Source organism: Myxococcales bacterium, from assembly GCA_016712525.1.
Taxonomy (GTDB): domain Bacteria; phylum Myxococcota_A; class Polyangia; order Polyangiales; family Polyangiaceae; genus JAAFHV01.
This window is the reverse complement of sequence record JADJQX010000008.1, coordinates 1,329,157-1,346,024: the sequence shown is the minus strand read 5'-3', so window position 1 is coordinate 1,346,024 and position 16,868 is coordinate 1,329,157. Positions and strand designations below refer to the sequence as shown.

The following is a 16,868-nucleotide window of genomic DNA, read 5'->3' as shown; positions in this document are numbered from 1 at the left end:
TCTCAGGGCTCGGCCGTGACGAAGCGCGCCTTCGCGCGGATCGCGGCGCCCGCGCCCTCTTGGTAGGCGAGGACGAAGAGCCCCCGGCCGACCGTGGCGAGGCGGAGCGGGTACGCGGCGGCCTGCGGGGCGCCGAGGTCTCGCGCGTCTCGCGCTGCGCCGTCTCTCCCGATACGAACGGCACGAAGGGCGGCTCGCGCCGACGCGGCTCCGTAGCCTACGACGAGCGCGCCGTCCTCGTCGGCCGCGATCGCAGGCTGCGAGATCGAGCTGGGGAGGGCCGTGGTCTTGCCCGTGCCGAGCTCGACCGCCGCGCCCTTCGCTGCGAGCCACGTCCCCGATGCGCCCGACGCGATCGAGGGGTTTCCCCCGCTGGGGACGACCTCGCGTGCCTCGCCTCCTTCGCCGCGCACCCACGCCGCGGCGACCTGGCTCCCCTCGTTGGGCTCCTGGGCCCACGCGATCCAGCGTTTCCCTGCGGTGTCGACGGCGACGACCGGCTGGCTCTGCGTCACCTTCGGCTCGAACGCCACGTCGAGCGCATCGCCCTTCGTCGCTCCGCGTTCGTCGAGCTCCTGCGCGAGCACTTGAAAGGCCTGTGCCCCCTCGACGCCCCACGCGCCGGTGAGCCACACCTTGTTCGAGCCCCGCGCGATATGCGGCATCCACGCGTTGCCGGTGTTGGGTTTGCCCTGGCGCGAGAGCCCGAGCGTCGTGATGGCGCCGAGCGGCTTTCCGTCTCCTCCGACCACGCGGGTGCGAAGCTCGAGGTTCGAGGGCGACTTCCCCGTGTCGGCCGACCACACGATCGTGAGGCGCGAGCCATCCCATACGGCCGAGGGATCGATCTCGTTGTCCTGCCCTTCGCTCACGGCCGTCGGGGCGAAGACGGGTCTTCCGTCGCAGCCGAAGCGCGCGACGTAGACCGCGAAATTCCCCTTCTTTCCCGATGGATGCGGGCGGTTGTACACCACGAAGAAGCCGTCGCTCGTGGGCTCGGCGTACGCGTGCACCTGGCCGTCGGGCCCCTCGGGGTCGACGTCGAAGGCCGTGTCGACGGTGGCGCTCCCCGCGCAGCTCGCGGGCGCGGGCGAAGCGTCGGTCGAGGCGTCGGCTCCCTCGGTGACCGAGGTCGTCGTGCACGCCGCGAGCGCGGCGAGTGCCGTGGTCAGAGAGGCGACGCAGGTGGCGCGAAGGAGCGTCTTCATGCCCCCCAAATAGCGAGCGGGGCGCCTCGGCACCCCGCTCATCACCGTCTCGAACGCGTCCCCCGCAGGAGCTTCGCTCTACTTGGCCGGTGCGGCCGCGGCGGGCTCTTTCGGAGCCTCCGGCTGCTTGAAGACCGTGCTCGAGCGGGCCTTCTCCGGGAGGAACCTGTCGACCTTGCCCATCGTCCACGCGACGCCGAGGCCGAGCAGCACCACGAGGAAAATGTAGAGACCCCACGGCGTGGGCTTCTCGGCGAACGGGTCGTCGGCCGTGCGGCTCGCGCCCTCGGGGAGCTCCCGGAGGTGGGTGAGCGAGGTGCCGAAGGGCACGTTGATCCGCGCCATCGCGTTCACGGCCCACCCGTTCGCGTCGAGGATGGGGCCGAGGTTGCGCTTGCGGAGCTTGAGCCACGCGATCAGCATCGACGGGCCCGAAATAGCGAGCAAGAGCGCGAGGATCCCGAGTGGCATGAAGATGCCGAGCCCGAGGAACATCCCGATGACCGACGTGAGGAACCCGGCGACGCCGGCCACGGCCACGCCGATCGCGGCGACCATGCCCACGTCCATCTTCTTCGGCGGTGCGGCCGGATCGGCGGGAGGCGCGGGGGGAGCCTTGTCGGCCGTGGCCGCGGCGGCTGCCGCACCGTCGACCTGCGCCATCGACTCCTTGTCCTTCTCGGCCGCGCGCTTCGCGAACGTCTCTTCGACGAGGCGGATGAGGCGTTTGTACGGCGTCCAGAAGGCCTGCCGTACGCTGATCGGAGCCTCGATGATCTTCGTGATCGTGGCGCTCCAGTCTTTGCCTTGGCGGTCGTAGAAGACGCCGTTGCGTCCGACCATGAGGTTGTCGACGTCGCCCGCGGTGAACGCGCACGCGATCTGCATCGTCTCGCCCGAGGCGCGCGTGCAGTCGCAGTAGACGAGGTACGCGTTCGAGAACGCCGCGAGGCTCGCGTGCTTCCCGGCGTCGTTCACGACGAGGCACAGGTCGCAGGAGCGCGCGTCGAGGAAGAGCGTGCCGGCCTGGAACGAGGCCTTCTTCGAACCGTAAAAGTCCGAAAAGTTTACGAAATTTCGGAGGAGCTTGGCGTAGTCGCGCCGCATGCGCACGGCGCGCTCCACGCTCGTGATGGCGTCGTACTCGGCCGCGAGCTCGAGGTCCTTCTCGATGAGCGTGAGGATCTTGTCCTTGTAGCCGCCCTCGACGAGCACCGTCGCGCGCGCGTCGTCGACGTTGTCGCAGGTGTAGGTCCCGCGCTTGCCCTTCCAGTCTCGGAAGCCTTGGAGGCGCTCGCGCAAGGTGACGAAGTCGGCCTCGGTGAGCACCTTCTTCGCGCCGAGGATCGGCGTCACGGTGTGCTCGCGGAAGGCGGCCATCTTGGCTCGCCAGGCCGGGTTCAAGCCGGTCTCGAGCGGGAGCTGGGCGTTCGCGTCGATCTTGGCGAGCGGGAGCTTCGCGACGTCGTCGGCCGTCTGCGCGAGGCTCTTCTGGCCGAGGTCGGTGAGGGCCCCTTCGCTCGCCGAGAGGAGCGCCTGGCCTCGTGTGTCGAACGCGGCGATCTGGCACCGCGTGAAGAAGTCTTCGATCTTTTCGTCGACGTCCGCGAGCGCCGAGGCCGCCTTCTCGGTGGCCTCCGCGAGCGGCGAGACCCCGGCGGCCTCTTTGGCCCACGCGAGACGCGCCTCGATGTCGGCGAAGTACTTCTCGACGAGCTCTTTGTTCACGCCGGGTTTTCCGCTCCGATCGGGGACCTCGCCCGCGCCCTTCATGACCTCTTCGATCGCGAGCGCGACGAGCTCGTCGTCGGCGGACTCCTTCGGGACGACACCGTCGCCGTTGAGCTTCGTGTCGGCGAAGGCCTCTTGCGTGGCGAGCACGTGGTCGAGCGAGATGCTCTTGCCCGACTTTTTCTGGTCCTCGAGGATGCGCTTCGCCGAAGCGAGCACGGACTTGCCCTCGTCGGTCGAGTCGTCGAGCTGCGCGAGCGGGAGGTCCTCGCCCTTCTCGAGCAGCACGTCGAGGGACTTGAACGCCTTCTTCGCCCAGTCGAGCGCCGCGAGCACCTCGGGCGGGCGGAGCATCCCGTCCTCGTCGGTGTCGAGCATCTTCAGGGTCTTCTCGTCGATGGCCGTGCCCTTCACCGGGCAGGCCAAGGCGACCCAGAGCTTCTTGTCGAGCTTGGGCAGAGCGGCGAGATCGGCGCCCGTCTTCAGGACGACCTGATCGACGCCTCCGGCCCGAAAAAAGCTGAAACGGTAGTCACTCATGCGCGCGACCCTAGCCCCACTCGCGAGGGACCGTCGACCGCGACGACGAGGGGCTCGAAAATCCCCGAAAAAAGCACGCGCCCGTGTTGCCGAGGGGGCACACGGGCGCGAGGGGAGAGGTCGCTCAGGTCACTGCGGCGTGCACTTCTGGCTGCAGTTTCCGCGCTCGACACAGACGAGCGCCGCGCCACCCGGGGCGTTCGCCGCGTGCGGGCGATTCACGCACTGGCCCGACCACACGCAGTTGCCACCGCAGGAAGCGCCCGCCGACACCGCGCCGCCGCCCGTGGGAGTCTCGGGCGCGATGCCCGCGATCTGGTCCATGCGCACGAACTTGAAGCCCTGCGCCTTGAGGCGCGGGACGATCGTCTCTTTGACCATCGTGCGCGTCTTCGCGTGGATGTCGTGGAGGAGGACGATGCCCTTGTTGCCGCGGTCGGCGATCTCTTTCAGGTAGCGGTTGCCGCAGTCTTGGGGCGTGAGGTTGTAGCGCGTGCCCCAGCAGGCCCAGTCGGCGCCGTACCCGTTGGCCATGTCGCCGCCGATGTCCCAGTAGATGTTGCCGATGTAGTGCTTCGTCTGCGGGTTGCCGTTGAGCGTGCTCGAGACCGTGCTGCTCCAGCTGCCGCCCGACGTGCGGAGCAGCGAGGGGGCGCCGCGCTCGATGGCGCTCGCGATGAGCTGGTCGGTCTTGAAGATCTCCTCGACCATCTTCTGCTGGCTGAGCGCCGCGAAGGCCGGGGTGATGGGGTGCGTGTAGGTGTGGTTCGCGATGAGGTGGCCCATCGCCGCGATCTTGGCCGGGGCCGACCTGGTGGTCGCGTTCGACTCGACGCTCTTGCCCGTCATGAAGAACGTGGCGATGACGCCCTGGTCCTTCAGCCACTGCGCGAACTCGATCGACTCGGCGCGCGGCCCGTCGTCGAAGGTGAGCGCGATCTCTTTGGTGGCCATCTTGTCGAGGCCGCGGATGTTGCGCGGCTCGGTGAGCGCCTCTTCGGAGTTCGACTCGCCTTGCACGTCGAGCTCGGCGCCCGGATCTTCGGTGCCGCTCTCCGGGGTGACCTCGGCCGAGCAGGCGGCGAGGGCGAAGGCGAGGGAGGACAGGGCGGCGAGACCGGCAAGGGCGCGTTTGGTGTTCATGAAGGCTCTCGGGCGAAGGGGGGAGGCCGTGGGCGGATTACCCAACGGTCCATCTTTTCCAAATCGGGAGGGGGTACGCAAGGAGGAACGGAATCTTCCTCGGGATCGTGCGGCCCTTGGGACGTCGGCCACCGAAGGAAAGTGGGGACGCACCCTTGCACGGCTCACAACCCTTCGAAATCGATGCAATTTTTGCGCTCCCGTTCTCCGGGACGCGCCGCCACGGATTTTGGCATCGTACCGGCCGTGCCGACCAAGAAGCTCGTCTCCGTGGCCACGCTCGTGTCCCTCCCGCAAGGCAAACCGAAGCTCGTTCGTCACGAGAAGAGGCGGCTCGCGTGTGTGCGGGTCGGGAGCCGTGTCCACGTGCTCGAGGACGCGTGCCCCCACGAGGGTCACCCGCTCTCCATGGGGCTCGTGCGGGACGGGCGCCTCGTCTGCCCTTGGCACAACTGGACCTTCGAGCTCGAGACGGGCGCGTGCACTTTCGGCGGGGAGTCGGCGAGGCGGCTCGTGTCCGAGGTCTACGACGGTGAAGTCTTCGTCGGAGAGCCCGACGGCGGCGACCGGGCGCGGATCGCTCACGATCTCGACCGTGCTCTCGCGGACGGACGCACGGACGGCGTGGCGCGGGAGTCCCTTCGTCTCGCGGCGTTCGGGGAGGACGTGGCCTTCGACGCGCTGCTCGGGGCGTCGCTCGAGGGTGCTCGGCTCGGCTTCGGGGAAGAGTCGGCGTCCGTCGGGGCCGCGCGGTCGCTCGCCCGCGAAGGGATCGTGTCGCTCGCCGAGGCGTTCACCCTCGTCGGTGAGTCCATCGTTCGGCGTGGCCTCGGCCGATCGGCGCGCCCTCCCGTCGTGGCCGTCGCCCCCGATCGCGACGCGCTCCTCGAGGCCCTCCTCGAAGGCCGGAGCGCGGACGCGGAGGCCCTCGCGCTCGCCGACGGGCGCCCGTTCGCCGACGTCGCGGTGTCGACGTTCGTCCCGTTCTTGGCGCTGAAGCTCTTCGACGGTGGCCTCGCGCTCTCGCGCGTCGTGTGGGCGGAGGCGCTCGCGCGGGACTTCCCTTCGTGTGCTCCTCGGCTTCGTGTGCAGGTTGCACGGATGTTGGCGCACGCCGTGGCGCGCTCGGATCTCCCTACGTGGAGGTCGACGCGCGCGGGTGTCGCCGAGGCGCTCCGTCCTCGCGCGTCGCGGCGGAGGGCGAGAGACGAAGGCCTGCGCGACGCTCTCCTCGCGTCCGAGAGGCGGGCGGTCTTTGCCATGCTCGACGCCGTCGAGCCCGTGGTCCGCGCGCCACGGCCAGGAGACCTGGCCGACGGCGAAGGGGGTGCGCTCGCGGGGCTCGTCGGCGAGGTGAGGGCGGGTGCGCTCGCTCGGGTGGCTCGCTACGACGTCTCGTGGACGACCCGGGTCGGCTCGACGGTCACGGTCGACGAGCCGCTCCGGGCGCTGCACCTCGCGAGCGCGCTTGAGGCGCTCATCTTCGCGGGGCCGAAGCTGCTCGCGCCGCTGCTCGTGCAAGCCGCGGGGCTCGTGGGCAGGCTCGCGCGGGTGTCGAGCGCCGCGCCGCGTGACTCGGCCGAGGGGGAGCGCCGCGGTCTGCTGCGGTCGGTGGCCCTCTCGAGCGCGCTATCCATGGAGTCTCCGGCGAGGGCGCTGCTCGCGGCCGCGGAGCTCGCTCGGGTGGACGAGGCTCGGTTACGGCCAGCGGTCGCGGCCGTGCTCGCGGAGCCCAAAGATCGCCGCTTGGAACGCATCGCGGCGAACGCGGAGCGCGTGGTGCGGACACGCAGGCCCCACGAGGGCATCGACTGAACCCGCGGTCACGCTCGAGCCCTCGCGCACCCCGAGGCGGAGCCCGCGCAACTCTCGGGCGCAACGGCCCAATTCCTGTACCCTCGGCTCGTGACGGCAAAGCCACTCGCCCCTTCCCACGCGCTGTCCGCGGCCACCTCGTTCGAGGTCGCCGCCGGCCGATTCAAAGACTTCTTCGCGGAGCTCGGCCGGAGCTTCGTCGAGCGCGACGACTTGTTGGTCCAGGTCGCGCTGGCGCTGCTGTCCCGCGAGCACGTGCTCATGACGGGCCCCCCCGGGACGGCGAAGAGCGGCGTCGCTACCGCGGTGCTCGGCCGGATCCTCGACGAATCGACCGGGAAACCGAGCCTCTTCGCGCGCCAGTTCACCGAGAGCACCGTACAGACCGATCTCGTCGGCCCCATCGACTTCAAGACGCTCATGTCCACCGGGCGCACCGAGCACTTCACCGATCAGGGCATGCTCGGCGCCGTGCACGCCTTCCTCGACGAGGTGCTCGACGGGCGCGACATGCTGCTGCGCACGACGTTGAACGTGCTGAACGAGCGTGAGCTGAAGCAGGGCACCAAGGTCACGGCGGGCCTCATCGAGTGCGCGCTCATGACCACGAACCGCTACCTCGCCGAGGTGCTCGAGAGCTCGCGGGAGACGCTGCTCGCGTTCGTCGATCGCATCGCGTTCGTCGCGTTCGTCCCGAAGGGCTTCGGCGCGCCGGGCTCGATGGGCAAGGTGCTGCGCTCGCAGCTCGGTGGGTCGCGCAACGCCTCGTGGAAGAGCGTGCTCACCATCCAAGACCTCGACGTCCTCCAGGAGGCGACCGAGCGCGTGACCATGGACGATGGCCTCTGCGAGGCGCTCGAAGGTCTCATGGCGGGGGTCGAGGCGGACATGGCGGCGGCGACCCGGGCCGACCCTTCCTTCGTGCCGACGCGCTACCTCTCGACGCGCACCGCGGTGAGGCTCGGGAGGGTGCTGCGCGCGGCGTGTGTGCTCGACAAAATATCGAATCCTTCCAGGCCTTTGGAGGTCATGTTCGAAGACTTCGAGCGCCTCCGGCTGAGCATGCTCCTCTCGGGGCCGACGCCCGAGCAGGTCGCGTCTCTCCTCGGCCGTGAGACCGACCTCCGCGAGCGCCGGCAGCTCTCGATCATGCGGACGGAGCGCGAGATCTTCGACCGCGCCCTCTCGCGTGTGCCGAAGCCGAAGAAGGTGCCGCGCGCGGCGCCGAAGGGCTCGGTCGATCTCGTGGCGCTCGAACGGGCGGTCGAGCAAGCGAAGCCCGGGGGCGACACGAAGGCGCTCCTCGAGACCACGCAGAAGATCGCGGTGGCCGTCGAGAGCGGCGCGCCGGGCGCCGAGAAGGCCCGTGAGCTGCTCGAGGGGACGGTGTCGTCTCTCGTGGAGCGGGCGCTCCGCAAGGGCCTCTTGGCCGGGGCCGGTGTGGGCGGAGGGACGGCGAGCGGCCACCCCCTCGAGATCGCGCAGGCCCTCGAGGAGCTCGCGCAGGGGCTCGAAAAGTCGGCGGGGACGGCGCGCCCGATCGCGCGTTGGCTCCGCGGTCGGGCGATAGCTCTCCTCGACGATGCGGCGAGCCTCGCTTCGGCCAAGGTGGGGGCGACGCTCGAGGCAGACATGCCCGCGGACGCGGATCTCGGCCACTACACGAAGCGCGCGGGCGAAGTGCTCGCGGAGCTCGAGGGGATCGTCGCGACGCAAGAGCGTCTCGAGCGCCTCGGCGCCGATCTGCCCGCGTACGCGCTCACGCGCACCTCGCGAGACAAGGCGATCGGGCGCGCCGAGGACGAGGTCGTCGAGATCATGGACACGGCGTTCCGCGACGCCATCGCCGACGCGCTGGGGCGCCTCGACGCGTCGAAGCTCGGCGCGATCCTCGCGGCGCTCGGGCCCACGATCGTTCGGATCGACGAGCTCGGGGCGCGCTTCGCGCTCATGGGTGGCCGCGGGATACGGCTGAAACAGCGGGTCGTCGGGCCTCGCATCAAGCCGCTCTTGGCGGCGGCGTTCGGGCGGCTCGAGGCCGAGGATCGGATGGAGCTCGTGGCCCAGATAGGATCGCTCGTCGAGGAGCTCGAGCGAGGGGGGCTAGGGAACGTGCTCGGGCCACAGGAGCTGCTCGAGATGGCCGCGAACGCGCTCGTGAAGCGCGAAGAGAAGAAGCCTCGCCCCGCGCAGCCCACCCCGGACGCCGAGGGGTTCCGTGCCTTGCGCTCGGCGGAGCAGAGGGTGTCGCTCGCGTTCACGATGGTCGAGGCGGCCTCGCGCATCAAGGAGCCCAAGATCACGCCGGAGAGCCCACCCGACGCGGCGCTCGCCGAGCTCACGCGCGCCGTGGGAGCGCTCCCGTCGGAGCTTCGTGTGACGATGGGCAAGCTCGATCTCGCCCGTATCGAGCGTGCCATCGGGCAGCTCGAGGCCTTCTATCGACCGCTCGCGGAGCTCGGGCAGGAGGCACTCGGGAAGTCCGAGCTCGGGGCCATCGGCGAGGCGATCGAGCTCTTCGGTGAGTCGCGCTTTTTCCACGTCACGCGTGACGAGGGGGCGCTCCTTCGGTTCTCGCTCGAGGCGCGGGTCGTGGGCGAGGTGTTCCCCGAGGTGCTCACGTTCGCCACCGAGCTCCGCGGGCGCATCGACGCGCTCGAAGGGGAGTCGAGCGAGCTCTTGAAGCGGCTCCGCGCGGCACGCGCCGACCATGGCTGGAAAGAGGTGCTCGCGTCGTGAGCGCCGCGGAGAAGAGGCGCGCGCGGCTCACGGCGCTCGGGGCGCGCGCCGATCGTGTGGGCGGCTCGCACGAGGTCTCGATCCTCTACCGCGTCGCGGCGCCCCTCTTCGACAGGTTCGGCTGGCGTCCGAAGCTCTCCTCGGCCGCGGCGCGCGCGCTCGTCGCGGCCTTCCGCGAGGCGCCCGAGCCCACCCCCGAGGCGCTCGACCGCGCCCTCGCCGCCGCGATCGACGAGCTCGAAGAGAACCTCGTCAACGTGGAGCGCCTCGCGGCGGTGCGGAGGCGAGCCCCCGTGGCGCACGCGGCGTGGCTTCGGCGCACCTACGAGCTCTTGCTCCGCGCCGAGGGCGCTCTCTCTCCGCTCGACGCCGCCGAGCGTGAAGAGCTCGCGGCCGGTGTCGCCGAGACCCCGCGCGTGGCCCTCCTCCCTCCGCTCGCGCCCGTTCGAACGAGCGCCGACGCCGAGGACGCGCGGATCACCGAAGAGCGCCTCCACGTGGTCTCGCTCGAGCTCGCGGCGATCGATCACCTCCTCGAAGCGGGCAGGAACGAGCACCAGGTGCTCGCCCGTCGACGGAGGCTCTTCGAGGCGGCCCGTCAGGTGCTGCTCGACGCATCCGCCGCGCTCCCGCTCGATGAAGAGGGCGTGGCCGAGCGCAAAAAGTCCATTCTTTCCGAGATATTACGCCTGGATCGTTTCGAGGCGGCCGGGGTCGATTTCGAGGTGGGGCTCGCGCACCAAGCGCGCGCGGCGGTGACGCGGGGGGAGGAGGCGCGTTTTCGTGCCGTGATCGCGGCGATCTCCCACGTGGGGTGTGGCGCCGCCGACACGGCGCATGCCCGGCTCGCGCGCCGAGCGACCCACGCCGTGTTCGGGGACGTGCGCGCCTTCGGCGACGAGGCGCGACGGGCGTCGCTGGAGCGCTCGGCCGAGGAGCAACTCGGCCTCGACGTGACCTCCATCGTGGCGAAGGCCGTCGCGCGCGGTCGGGATCGAGCGGCGAACGCACCGAGCCCCGACAAAGCCGTCGCGCAGGCCGAGCGCGAGTACCTCTCCGAGGGCGCCGAGCGGGAGCTTCTGTTCGCCTCGCTCGCGGTCGACGGGGCCTTCGAGCTCGGGGGCACGCTCTCACCCGTGCGGGTCGTCACCGAGCGGCGGAGGCACAGGCGCGTGCCCTATCCGGCGCCCGCGCTCGAGCTCGTGGCGGCCGAAGGGGTCGAGGACATCCCCGACGCTCTCATCGAGGATCCGCGCATGCTCGTGCTGCAGCTCGCGACGGGGCGGCTCCTCTCGCGTCGGTACGTGCTCGAGGAGGTGGAGCGCTCGACGCGCGTCGCGATGACCTCGGAGGTGCGGGTCTTCGTGCTCGACGGCTCGGGGAGCATGCTCGGCCCGCGCGGCCGCGTGCGCGACGCCATGCTGGTGGCCGAGCTCGCGACGCTCATGCGGAGGCTCCTCTCGGGCGATCTCGTGCGTTGCTCGCTCTACTTCGCCTTCTTCAACGAGGAGGTCGGGCCCGTCGTCAAGATCGACTCTCCCAAGCTCGCCGAGAAGGCCATCGCGGACGTGTGCGCCTACGTGCGCACCGGAGGGACCGACATCCAGGCCGCGCTCCTCAAGGCGTTCGACGTGGTGGCTTCGGCCAGGGTGAACGACAAGGACCTCGCCCGCGCGCAGGTCGTGCTCGTGACCGACGGCGAGTCGGCGATCGACGAGGCGGCCGTGGTCGCGGCGAGGGAGCTCGTGTCGGGTGACGTCCCGCTCGGCGTGAGCGTCGTGGCGCTCGGCGCCGAGAACCCGGCGCTCCGTGGTCTCGTCGCGAGGCAGCGCGCAAAAGGCGAGCGCGCGTTCTACCACTTCGTCGACGACGCGACGCTCGCGGCCATGGTCGACGGCTCCCTCGACGGGGCGATGCCGCTCCACCTCGAGCCGACGCGGGGGGACCCTCGCTCCGTGTCGGCGGAGCTCGAGCGCGCGTGCGGCCAGATCGTCACCGAGCTCGAAGACCTCGCGCGTGAGCGCGATCTCGAGGCCATGGAGCAGATCGACGCGGAACGCCAGGCGCTCCGTGAGGTGGGCATCGTGGAGCCGTCCATGCTCGGCGAGGGAGAGCGCGCCCGCATCGAGTCGCTCCAGAAGGATCATGCCTCGCTCGGGCGGCGCTACGCGCGCTGGTTCCCCGACCCTCGCGCGATCCCTGCCGAATACGGGACGCTTGACGGCTCCGAGCTCGCCGACGCCGAGGCCGTGCACGTGATGCTCGCGTCGATCGTCGAGGTGGTGCGCGTCGTCGGGGGCTCCGAGCTCGCGCGCAAGGCCGACGCGATCGATCTCGTCGAGCGCCTCCTGCCCGACGCCGGGCTCACGCCGAAGCGCTACCTCGCGACGCTCGCGGCACACCGCGCTCGTGTGGAGCCCGCGCTCGTCGCGCTCCACGCCGAGACCCGCCCCCGCCGCGCCTCCTGACGTATCGTGCGCGCTCCCACCGTGTGGGAGAGGGCGCGTCGTCATTGAAAGCGCGGGGTCGACGAACTAACGTCCCTCGGCATGAGCAAGGACGTGTTCGTCGCCGAGGTGAAGCGGATCGTGGGCCTCATGCGCGGAGGGGACGCCGAGGGCGCCAACGCCGCGTTCGGGAGCCTCTTCGTGACGCCGCTCTTCGCCGAGCAGCGGCCCGAAGATCGCCGGCAAGCTTTCAAGCTGCTCGTGCTCGCCAAACGCACGGGCGCGCCCGCCGCCTCTCTCGTGGATGCTCATCGTGCCGCCGCGGCCCCGCTCGAGGTGCTGGTCGGCCAGACGAACGACCCCGAAGATTACGAGATGCTCGGGGTGTGCCGCGCCCTCCTCGGCGACGCCGAAGGGGCGACCGCGGTCATCCGCGAGGGGCTTCGGCTCGAGCGCGAGCGCAACCCACAGAGCGATCTGTGCGGTCGGTTGATGACCCGCCTCTCGGCGCTTTGAGCCTCGCGCCGCACGGGCGCGCGGTCGTCGAGCTCGACTCTCCGGGTGGGATCGAGCGTTTCGCGCGCGATTCGAGGGCTCGCCTCGTCGAAGAGAGCCTCGCCGTCCACGTCCACGGGGTGCTCTCTCCCTCGCACGCGCGCGCGTGGACCGACAGGGTGCTCGCCGCCCGCGCCGACTACACCCACGCGTTCGGGACGCAGGCGAGCCTCGGTGTTGCATGGTACACCCATCTCGAGGAGGGCCACGCGCGCTCCTATTTCGCGTCCTCCAAGGCGTCGGACGCCTGCGTTCGTAGGCACGTGCCCGGTCTCCAGGCCACGCTGCTGCGTGTCGTGTCGGAGCTGCTCGGTGTGAAGGTCGAGCCGCGCCCCGGGTACGCGGGCCCGGGCGTGCACGTGTTCGAGCCGCACGGGGCCTGCGCGAAACACGGGGGCGAGGTCCACTTCGACACCGAGGGTCTCCCCGAGCCGCACGTGAGGGCGCGCGGGGCGGCCTACACCGCCGTGCTCGCGCTCTCGCAGGTCGAGGGCGGCGGTGGCCTGAGGCTCTGGGACCTGCCGTTCGACGGGCACGAGGACCCGGCCCTCGCGCGGCTCTGCGAGCCTACGTGTGTATCTTACACACCAGGAGACGTGGTGCTCTTCGAGAGCTACAGGCTCCACCAGATCGAGCCCTTCACGGGCGACACGCCTCGGGTCTCCGCCACGTGCCACGTCGCGCGTCTCTCGGGGCGCTACGTGGCCTGGTTCTGAGCCATCGACGAGCGCGTTCGCGCCTTCAGCGAGGCTTCGGCATCGAGCGGTAGACCCGTTCCTCTTCGGAGAGCTTCTTCACGTGCTGCATGCTGAGCTCGGAGAGCTCTTTGTGGACCTTGGGCGAGCCCGAGCGCTTCAGGAGATCGCCGAAGTCGATAGGCTCGCCGAAGACCGCGATGATGCGCTCGCCGGTGCCGTCGAAGTTGCCTTTGACCTGTTTTTTGAGGTCGTTCCCGAGGCCGTTGATGAACGCGGGGATGACCACGGCGTTCGGGCACTCGTGGAAGATGCGGCCCACGCCGCGCTGGGCGGGGAGGAGCGCGTACGGGTCCGTGCCTTGGTTCCGTTGACCCTCGGGGTGGACTCCCAAGAACATGCCACCCGAGCGAACGAGCCGGATCGTCTCGTCGAGGCTCGCGACGTTCAGCGCCGCGCGCGACCGCTCCCGAAAGATCGGCGGGTACATGGCGAACCAGCTCATGAGCCCGTTCACGAAGAGGCCCGCGGGCGAGTCGTAGAAGAAATTCGATCGCACGGGGAAGAGCAGGCGCTGCTCGAGGCCGCGGTACACGAAGTACCCGGTCATCGCGTACATGTCGAAGAAGCTCCGGTGGTTCGACACGAGGATGACGCTGTCGGTCTTCTTGAGCTTCGGGATGCGGTCGAGCCCGTAAAACTCGCGAATGTTGCGCGTGCAGTGCTCGATCCACTGCGAGCCCACGATCCGCTGCATGGTGACGAGCCCGTCGCTGAGCGGTCCCGGCTCGAACGTGCGACGCACGAAGCGGATCTGAGCGCGTTCGAGGCGCGTGAGCGTCTTTTTGCCGACCTCGAGGATGTCACGGTAGGCGGGAGTTTTGCCGGCCGGGGCCTGGCTCGGAGTGTCTTGGGTCTCGGTGCTCACTGCGCGTGAACAAAGCCCAGAAACGTCCGAGCGGCAAGGAATGAGACGCAAAAAAGGCGCCGAAGAGGGCGCGTCGCGCGAAGGCGGAGGTCGTCATGAAGCGCCACGAAGTTGGCCCTCGCTCTCGGGTCTTGCGAGGTTCCCCCGCGAGACGGCGCCCGATGGCGCGAATGCGAAACGACGTTCGCGCCCCCGTCCGCGGAGGAATGCCATGATGATGAAACGAATTTTCCTGACCGCCGCCCTCGTCGCCCTTCCTGCGTCGGCTTTTGCGCAGCCCGCCCTCCCCCCGCCCCCGGCCCCGCCGCCCGCGGCTGCCCCGGCTCCCGCCGCTCCGGCTCCCGCACCCGCCGCGGCTCCCGCTCCTGCTGCCTCGTCCGCCGATGGCACGTACGGCCCGCACCAGGGCTGGCTCGGCATCTCGCTCGGCCTGCCCGCGGGCGGCGCGCCCACCGCGGGCATCTCGTACTTCTTGAGCGACTCGGGCGCCCTCAAGCTCGACGTCGGCATCGACTTCGGCACGAAGTCGTCGGTCTTCAGGCCGGGGTTCTCGCTCGAGGTCGGCTACCGCGCCTACATCGCCAAGGCCGGAAACCTCTCGCCGTTCGTTCAGCCGAGCGCGTTCTTCGCGAGGCCGGGGACCGGCGGAGACTTTCTTCCTCAGTTCTCGATGGCGTTCAACGTGGGCCTCGGCGCCGAGTACTTCTTCTCGGACCACCTCAGCGTGTCCGGCCAGACCGGCGTCGGCGTCTCGTTCCGTGACGAGTTCAAGACCATCAACTTCACGACCGGCACGTCGGGCATTTTCGGCAATCTTTACTGGTAAGGCCGAAACCCTCACGTATCCTTCGAGAGCGAGGTCGTGATGAAACTCTTCAAGCTGGCTTTGGTCGTCTCGGTGGCGGGCTCGGCGGTGGCGTGCGCTTCGTCTGCCCCTGCCGAAAACTCGAACATTTCCGAAGAGATGGAGCAGGCGATCGACGCCTTCGTGAAGACCCAGGCCGACCCGGTCGTGCCGGAGGGGACGTCTCTCCCCACCACCGGGACCCCGAAGAGCTCGAAGTCCTCGGGCGTCGGCGGGATCGACCCGGTCGGTCTCGGCAAGGCGCTCAAGCTCGGCGCGACCTCGGTGCCTTCGGGTGGGGCGGCTTCGGGCCCCTCGAACGCGGGCGGAGGCGGCACGGGGGCCTCGGGCCTCGTCGGCGGTACGGGCGGCTCGACGAACGCCGGCAACGGTGGTGTGAGCGCAGGTCCAGCCGGGTTCGGGGGCGGCAGCACGTCGTTCGCCGAGGCGGCCTGCTACATGATCGGCAACGTGTGCCGGTACATCGGGCGATGTTTCCCGCGCCTCAGCGGCGACCTCGGGGAGGTCTGCGCCGTCCCCGCGACGTGCCCTCAGGTGGTCGCGCGGGCGCTCGCCGAGGCGAACGTCACCGTCCCGCCGCAGGCCGCGCCCGTGCTCCGCTGCTTCGGGGACGCGGTCTCCTCGGCGCCCTGCTTCGGCGACGACGACGAGATCGCGAAAGGCCTCTCGTCGTCGTTCCTGAGGTGCGGCGGCGCGGCCCCCGAGGAGCGCTCGTCGCAGGCTTCGGCGACCGGAGCCGGCAACTGAGCCGTTCGAGAGAGCGTTCGTAGTGAGCCAAGAAGAGTCGGGAGAGCCGTCGTGGAAGCGCGGCGGCGCCCTCATCGCTGCGGGCGTCGTCGTTGGCATCGTCATCGCTGTGGTGTCGGCGGGCAAGTCGTGCGGTGGGGCGACTCCGGCTCCGGTGCGCGCGGCCGTCGACGCCGCCGCGTTCGACGACTCGGCGTCACCCGTGCCCGTCACGGCCGAAGATCCGATGTCCGGGGATCGCGACGCGCTCGTGACGCTCGTGATGTTCGGCAATTTCCAGTGCCCGCACTCGGCCCGCGCGCAGAGCGATATCGCCACGCTGAAGACCGAGCTCGGCCCCAAGAAGCTCCGCCTCGTCTGGAAGACCCTCGTCGTCGCCACGCACGAAAAATCACGCGCGGCGGGCGTCGCGGGGGCGGCCGTGCACACGCTCGGCGGCAACGAGGCCTTCTTCAAGTTCCACGATTTGGCCTTCAAGAACCGGGCGTTCCTCGGCCCCGAGTCGTACCTCGCGTGGGGCGCCGAAGCCGGTGTCGACAAGCTGCGCCTCCACGAGGCCCTCTCCGACAAGGCCTACGAGCAGAAGGTCGAGGCCGACGGGCTCCTCGCCAAATCCCTCGGCGTCGATCGCACGCCGACGTACGTGGTGAATGGGGTCGTCACCGAGGGGCCGACTTCGCTCGACGATCTCCGCGCGCTCGTGACGACCGAGCTCCGCAAGGCCGAGGCCAAAATCGCCGCGGGAACACCCCCGGGGCGCGTCTACGTGACCGTGTCGAAAGAGAACCGCGCGAAGAAGCCCTGACGCGCGCGCCGTCCCTGTCGTCGTCGGCCTCCCGGTTCGTGTGCAGTATGCACACGACGAAGGGCGCGTCTCACGCGAGCTTCTTCAGGTACCCGTAGTGCTCCTCGGCGAGCTCTTCGGCCGTGACGCCGCCCGGGCCCGAGGGGCGCACGTAGATCGCGTCGGACGAGATGGTGGCGAAGTTCAGGTGGGGGATCGACGAGAGCAGGCGCGCGAAGGTGGCGCGCTGCCAGTAGACCTCTTCGGGCATGCGGCAGGCCTCGCAGATCACACGATCGGCGGCCTTGCCGTGCGCCATCAGGAAGAGGAGCGTCGCGAACATGTGCAGCGGGCCCGAGCGGTACGGATCGGTGGGCGCGGCCTCGTTCGCGTCGTTCTCGGTGCCGTCGCACCACGAGCGAAACTCCTCGTTCGCGCGATCGTGATCCTCGATGTAGTCCCATACGCCCATGACGAAGCTCTGCGTGTGCGGCAAGAGCGCCTGGACGACGCGCCCGTAGCTCGCGTTCTTCGTGGCGAAGTCGCAGGCGTCCGGGGTCTGGCGGATGGCGTCGACGAGACCGTACCGGGCCGTGTCGGCGGCGGGCAGCGGCAAGAACACTTGGAGCGCGAAGAGAGAGAGCTTCACTTGGGCTGCCTTCCGAGATGGA

General features: G+C 69.9%; 13 protein-coding genes. 8 read left to right on the top strand and 5 right to left on the bottom strand.

All coding sequences use genetic code 11. The features are described 5' to 3' along the window. Positions 1-2: 2 nt before the first annotated feature. The 3 genes from IPK71_35235 to IPK71_35225 form a co-directional block, all read right to left on the bottom strand. Entirely contained in the window at positions 3-1,208 is a 1,206-nt protein-coding gene (locus IPK71_35235) for a hypothetical protein (protein ID MBK8219015.1), read from the bottom strand. Positions 1,209-1,286: 78 nt separating this feature from the next. Beyond that, positions 1,287-3,479: a hypothetical protein gene (locus IPK71_35230; protein MBK8219014.1), complete on the bottom strand. Its 2,193-nt coding sequence runs from the start codon at positions 3,477-3,479 to the stop codon at positions 1,287-1,289. A gap of 129 nt (positions 3,480-3,608) precedes the next feature. Next, positions 3,609-4,622 (bottom strand): polysaccharide deacetylase family protein, encoded by a 1,014-nt coding sequence (locus tag IPK71_35225; protein MBK8219013.1) that lies wholly within the window; start codon positions 4,620-4,622, stop codon positions 3,609-3,611. A gap of 246 nt (positions 4,623-4,868) precedes the next feature. Here IPK71_35225 and IPK71_35220 point away from each other — a divergent pair, with 246 nt between their 5' ends. From IPK71_35220 to IPK71_35200, 5 genes are all read left to right on the top strand, one after another. Further along, on the top strand, positions 4,869-6,437 hold the full coding sequence (locus tag IPK71_35220; protein MBK8219012.1) for a Rieske (2Fe-2S) protein: 1,569 nt from the start codon (positions 4,869-4,871) through the stop codon (positions 6,435-6,437). Positions 6,438-6,527: 90 nt separating this feature from the next. Beyond that, positions 6,528-9,176: an AAA family ATPase gene (locus IPK71_35215; GenBank protein ID MBK8219011.1), complete on the top strand. Its 2,649-nt coding sequence runs from the start codon at positions 6,528-6,530 to the stop codon at positions 9,174-9,176. After that, positions 9,173-11,644, top strand: coding sequence for a VWA domain-containing protein (locus IPK71_35210; protein MBK8219010.1), 2,472 nt, complete (start codon positions 9,173-9,175; stop codon positions 11,642-11,644). Before IPK71_35215 ends, IPK71_35210 begins: the two co-directional genes overlap by 4 nt. Positions 11,645-11,725: 81 nt before the next feature. Next, the gene (locus IPK71_35205) at positions 11,726-12,139 is read left to right on the top strand and encodes a hypothetical protein (protein ID MBK8219009.1); all 414 of its coding nucleotides are present in this window, start codon (positions 11,726-11,728) and stop codon (positions 12,137-12,139) included. Positions 12,140-12,258: 119 nt separating this feature from the next. Beyond that, a complete protein-coding gene (locus IPK71_35200; protein MBK8219008.1) occupies positions 12,259-12,894 on the top strand; it encodes a 2OG-Fe(II) oxygenase in 636 nt (211 codons plus the stop codon). Between the two features lie 25 nt (positions 12,895-12,919). Here the strand turns inward: IPK71_35200 and IPK71_35195 are convergent, their stop codons facing one another. After that, the gene (locus IPK71_35195; GenBank protein MBK8219007.1) at positions 12,920-13,801 is read right to left on the bottom strand and encodes a 1-acyl-sn-glycerol-3-phosphate acyltransferase; all 882 of its coding nucleotides are present in this window, start codon (positions 13,799-13,801) and stop codon (positions 12,920-12,922) included. Between the two features lie 211 nt (positions 13,802-14,012). Here IPK71_35195 and IPK71_35190 point away from each other — a divergent pair, with 211 nt between their 5' ends. The 3 genes from IPK71_35190 to IPK71_35180 are packed head-to-tail and all read left to right on the top strand — an operon-like array spanning position 14,013 to position 16,218. Further along, positions 14,013-14,627, top strand: a complete 615-nt coding sequence (locus IPK71_35190; protein MBK8219006.1) for a hypothetical protein — start codon at positions 14,013-14,015, stop codon at positions 14,625-14,627. Positions 14,628-14,666: 39 nt separating this feature from the next. After that, positions 14,667-15,413 (top strand): hypothetical protein, encoded by a 747-nt coding sequence (locus IPK71_35185; GenBank protein ID MBK8219005.1) that lies wholly within the window; start codon positions 14,667-14,669, stop codon positions 15,411-15,413. Positions 15,414-15,435: 22 nt separating this feature from the next. After that, entirely contained in the window at positions 15,436-16,218 is a 783-nt protein-coding gene (locus IPK71_35180; GenBank protein ID MBK8219004.1) for a thioredoxin domain-containing protein, read from the top strand. 70 nt (positions 16,219-16,288) lie between these two features. On the opposite strand, the gene IPK71_35175 is transcribed toward IPK71_35180, so the two are convergent. Further along, on the bottom strand, positions 16,289-16,846 hold the full coding sequence (locus IPK71_35175) for a hypothetical protein (GenBank protein ID MBK8219003.1): 558 nt from the start codon (positions 16,844-16,846) through the stop codon (positions 16,289-16,291). Positions 16,847-16,868 lie beyond the last annotated feature (22 nt).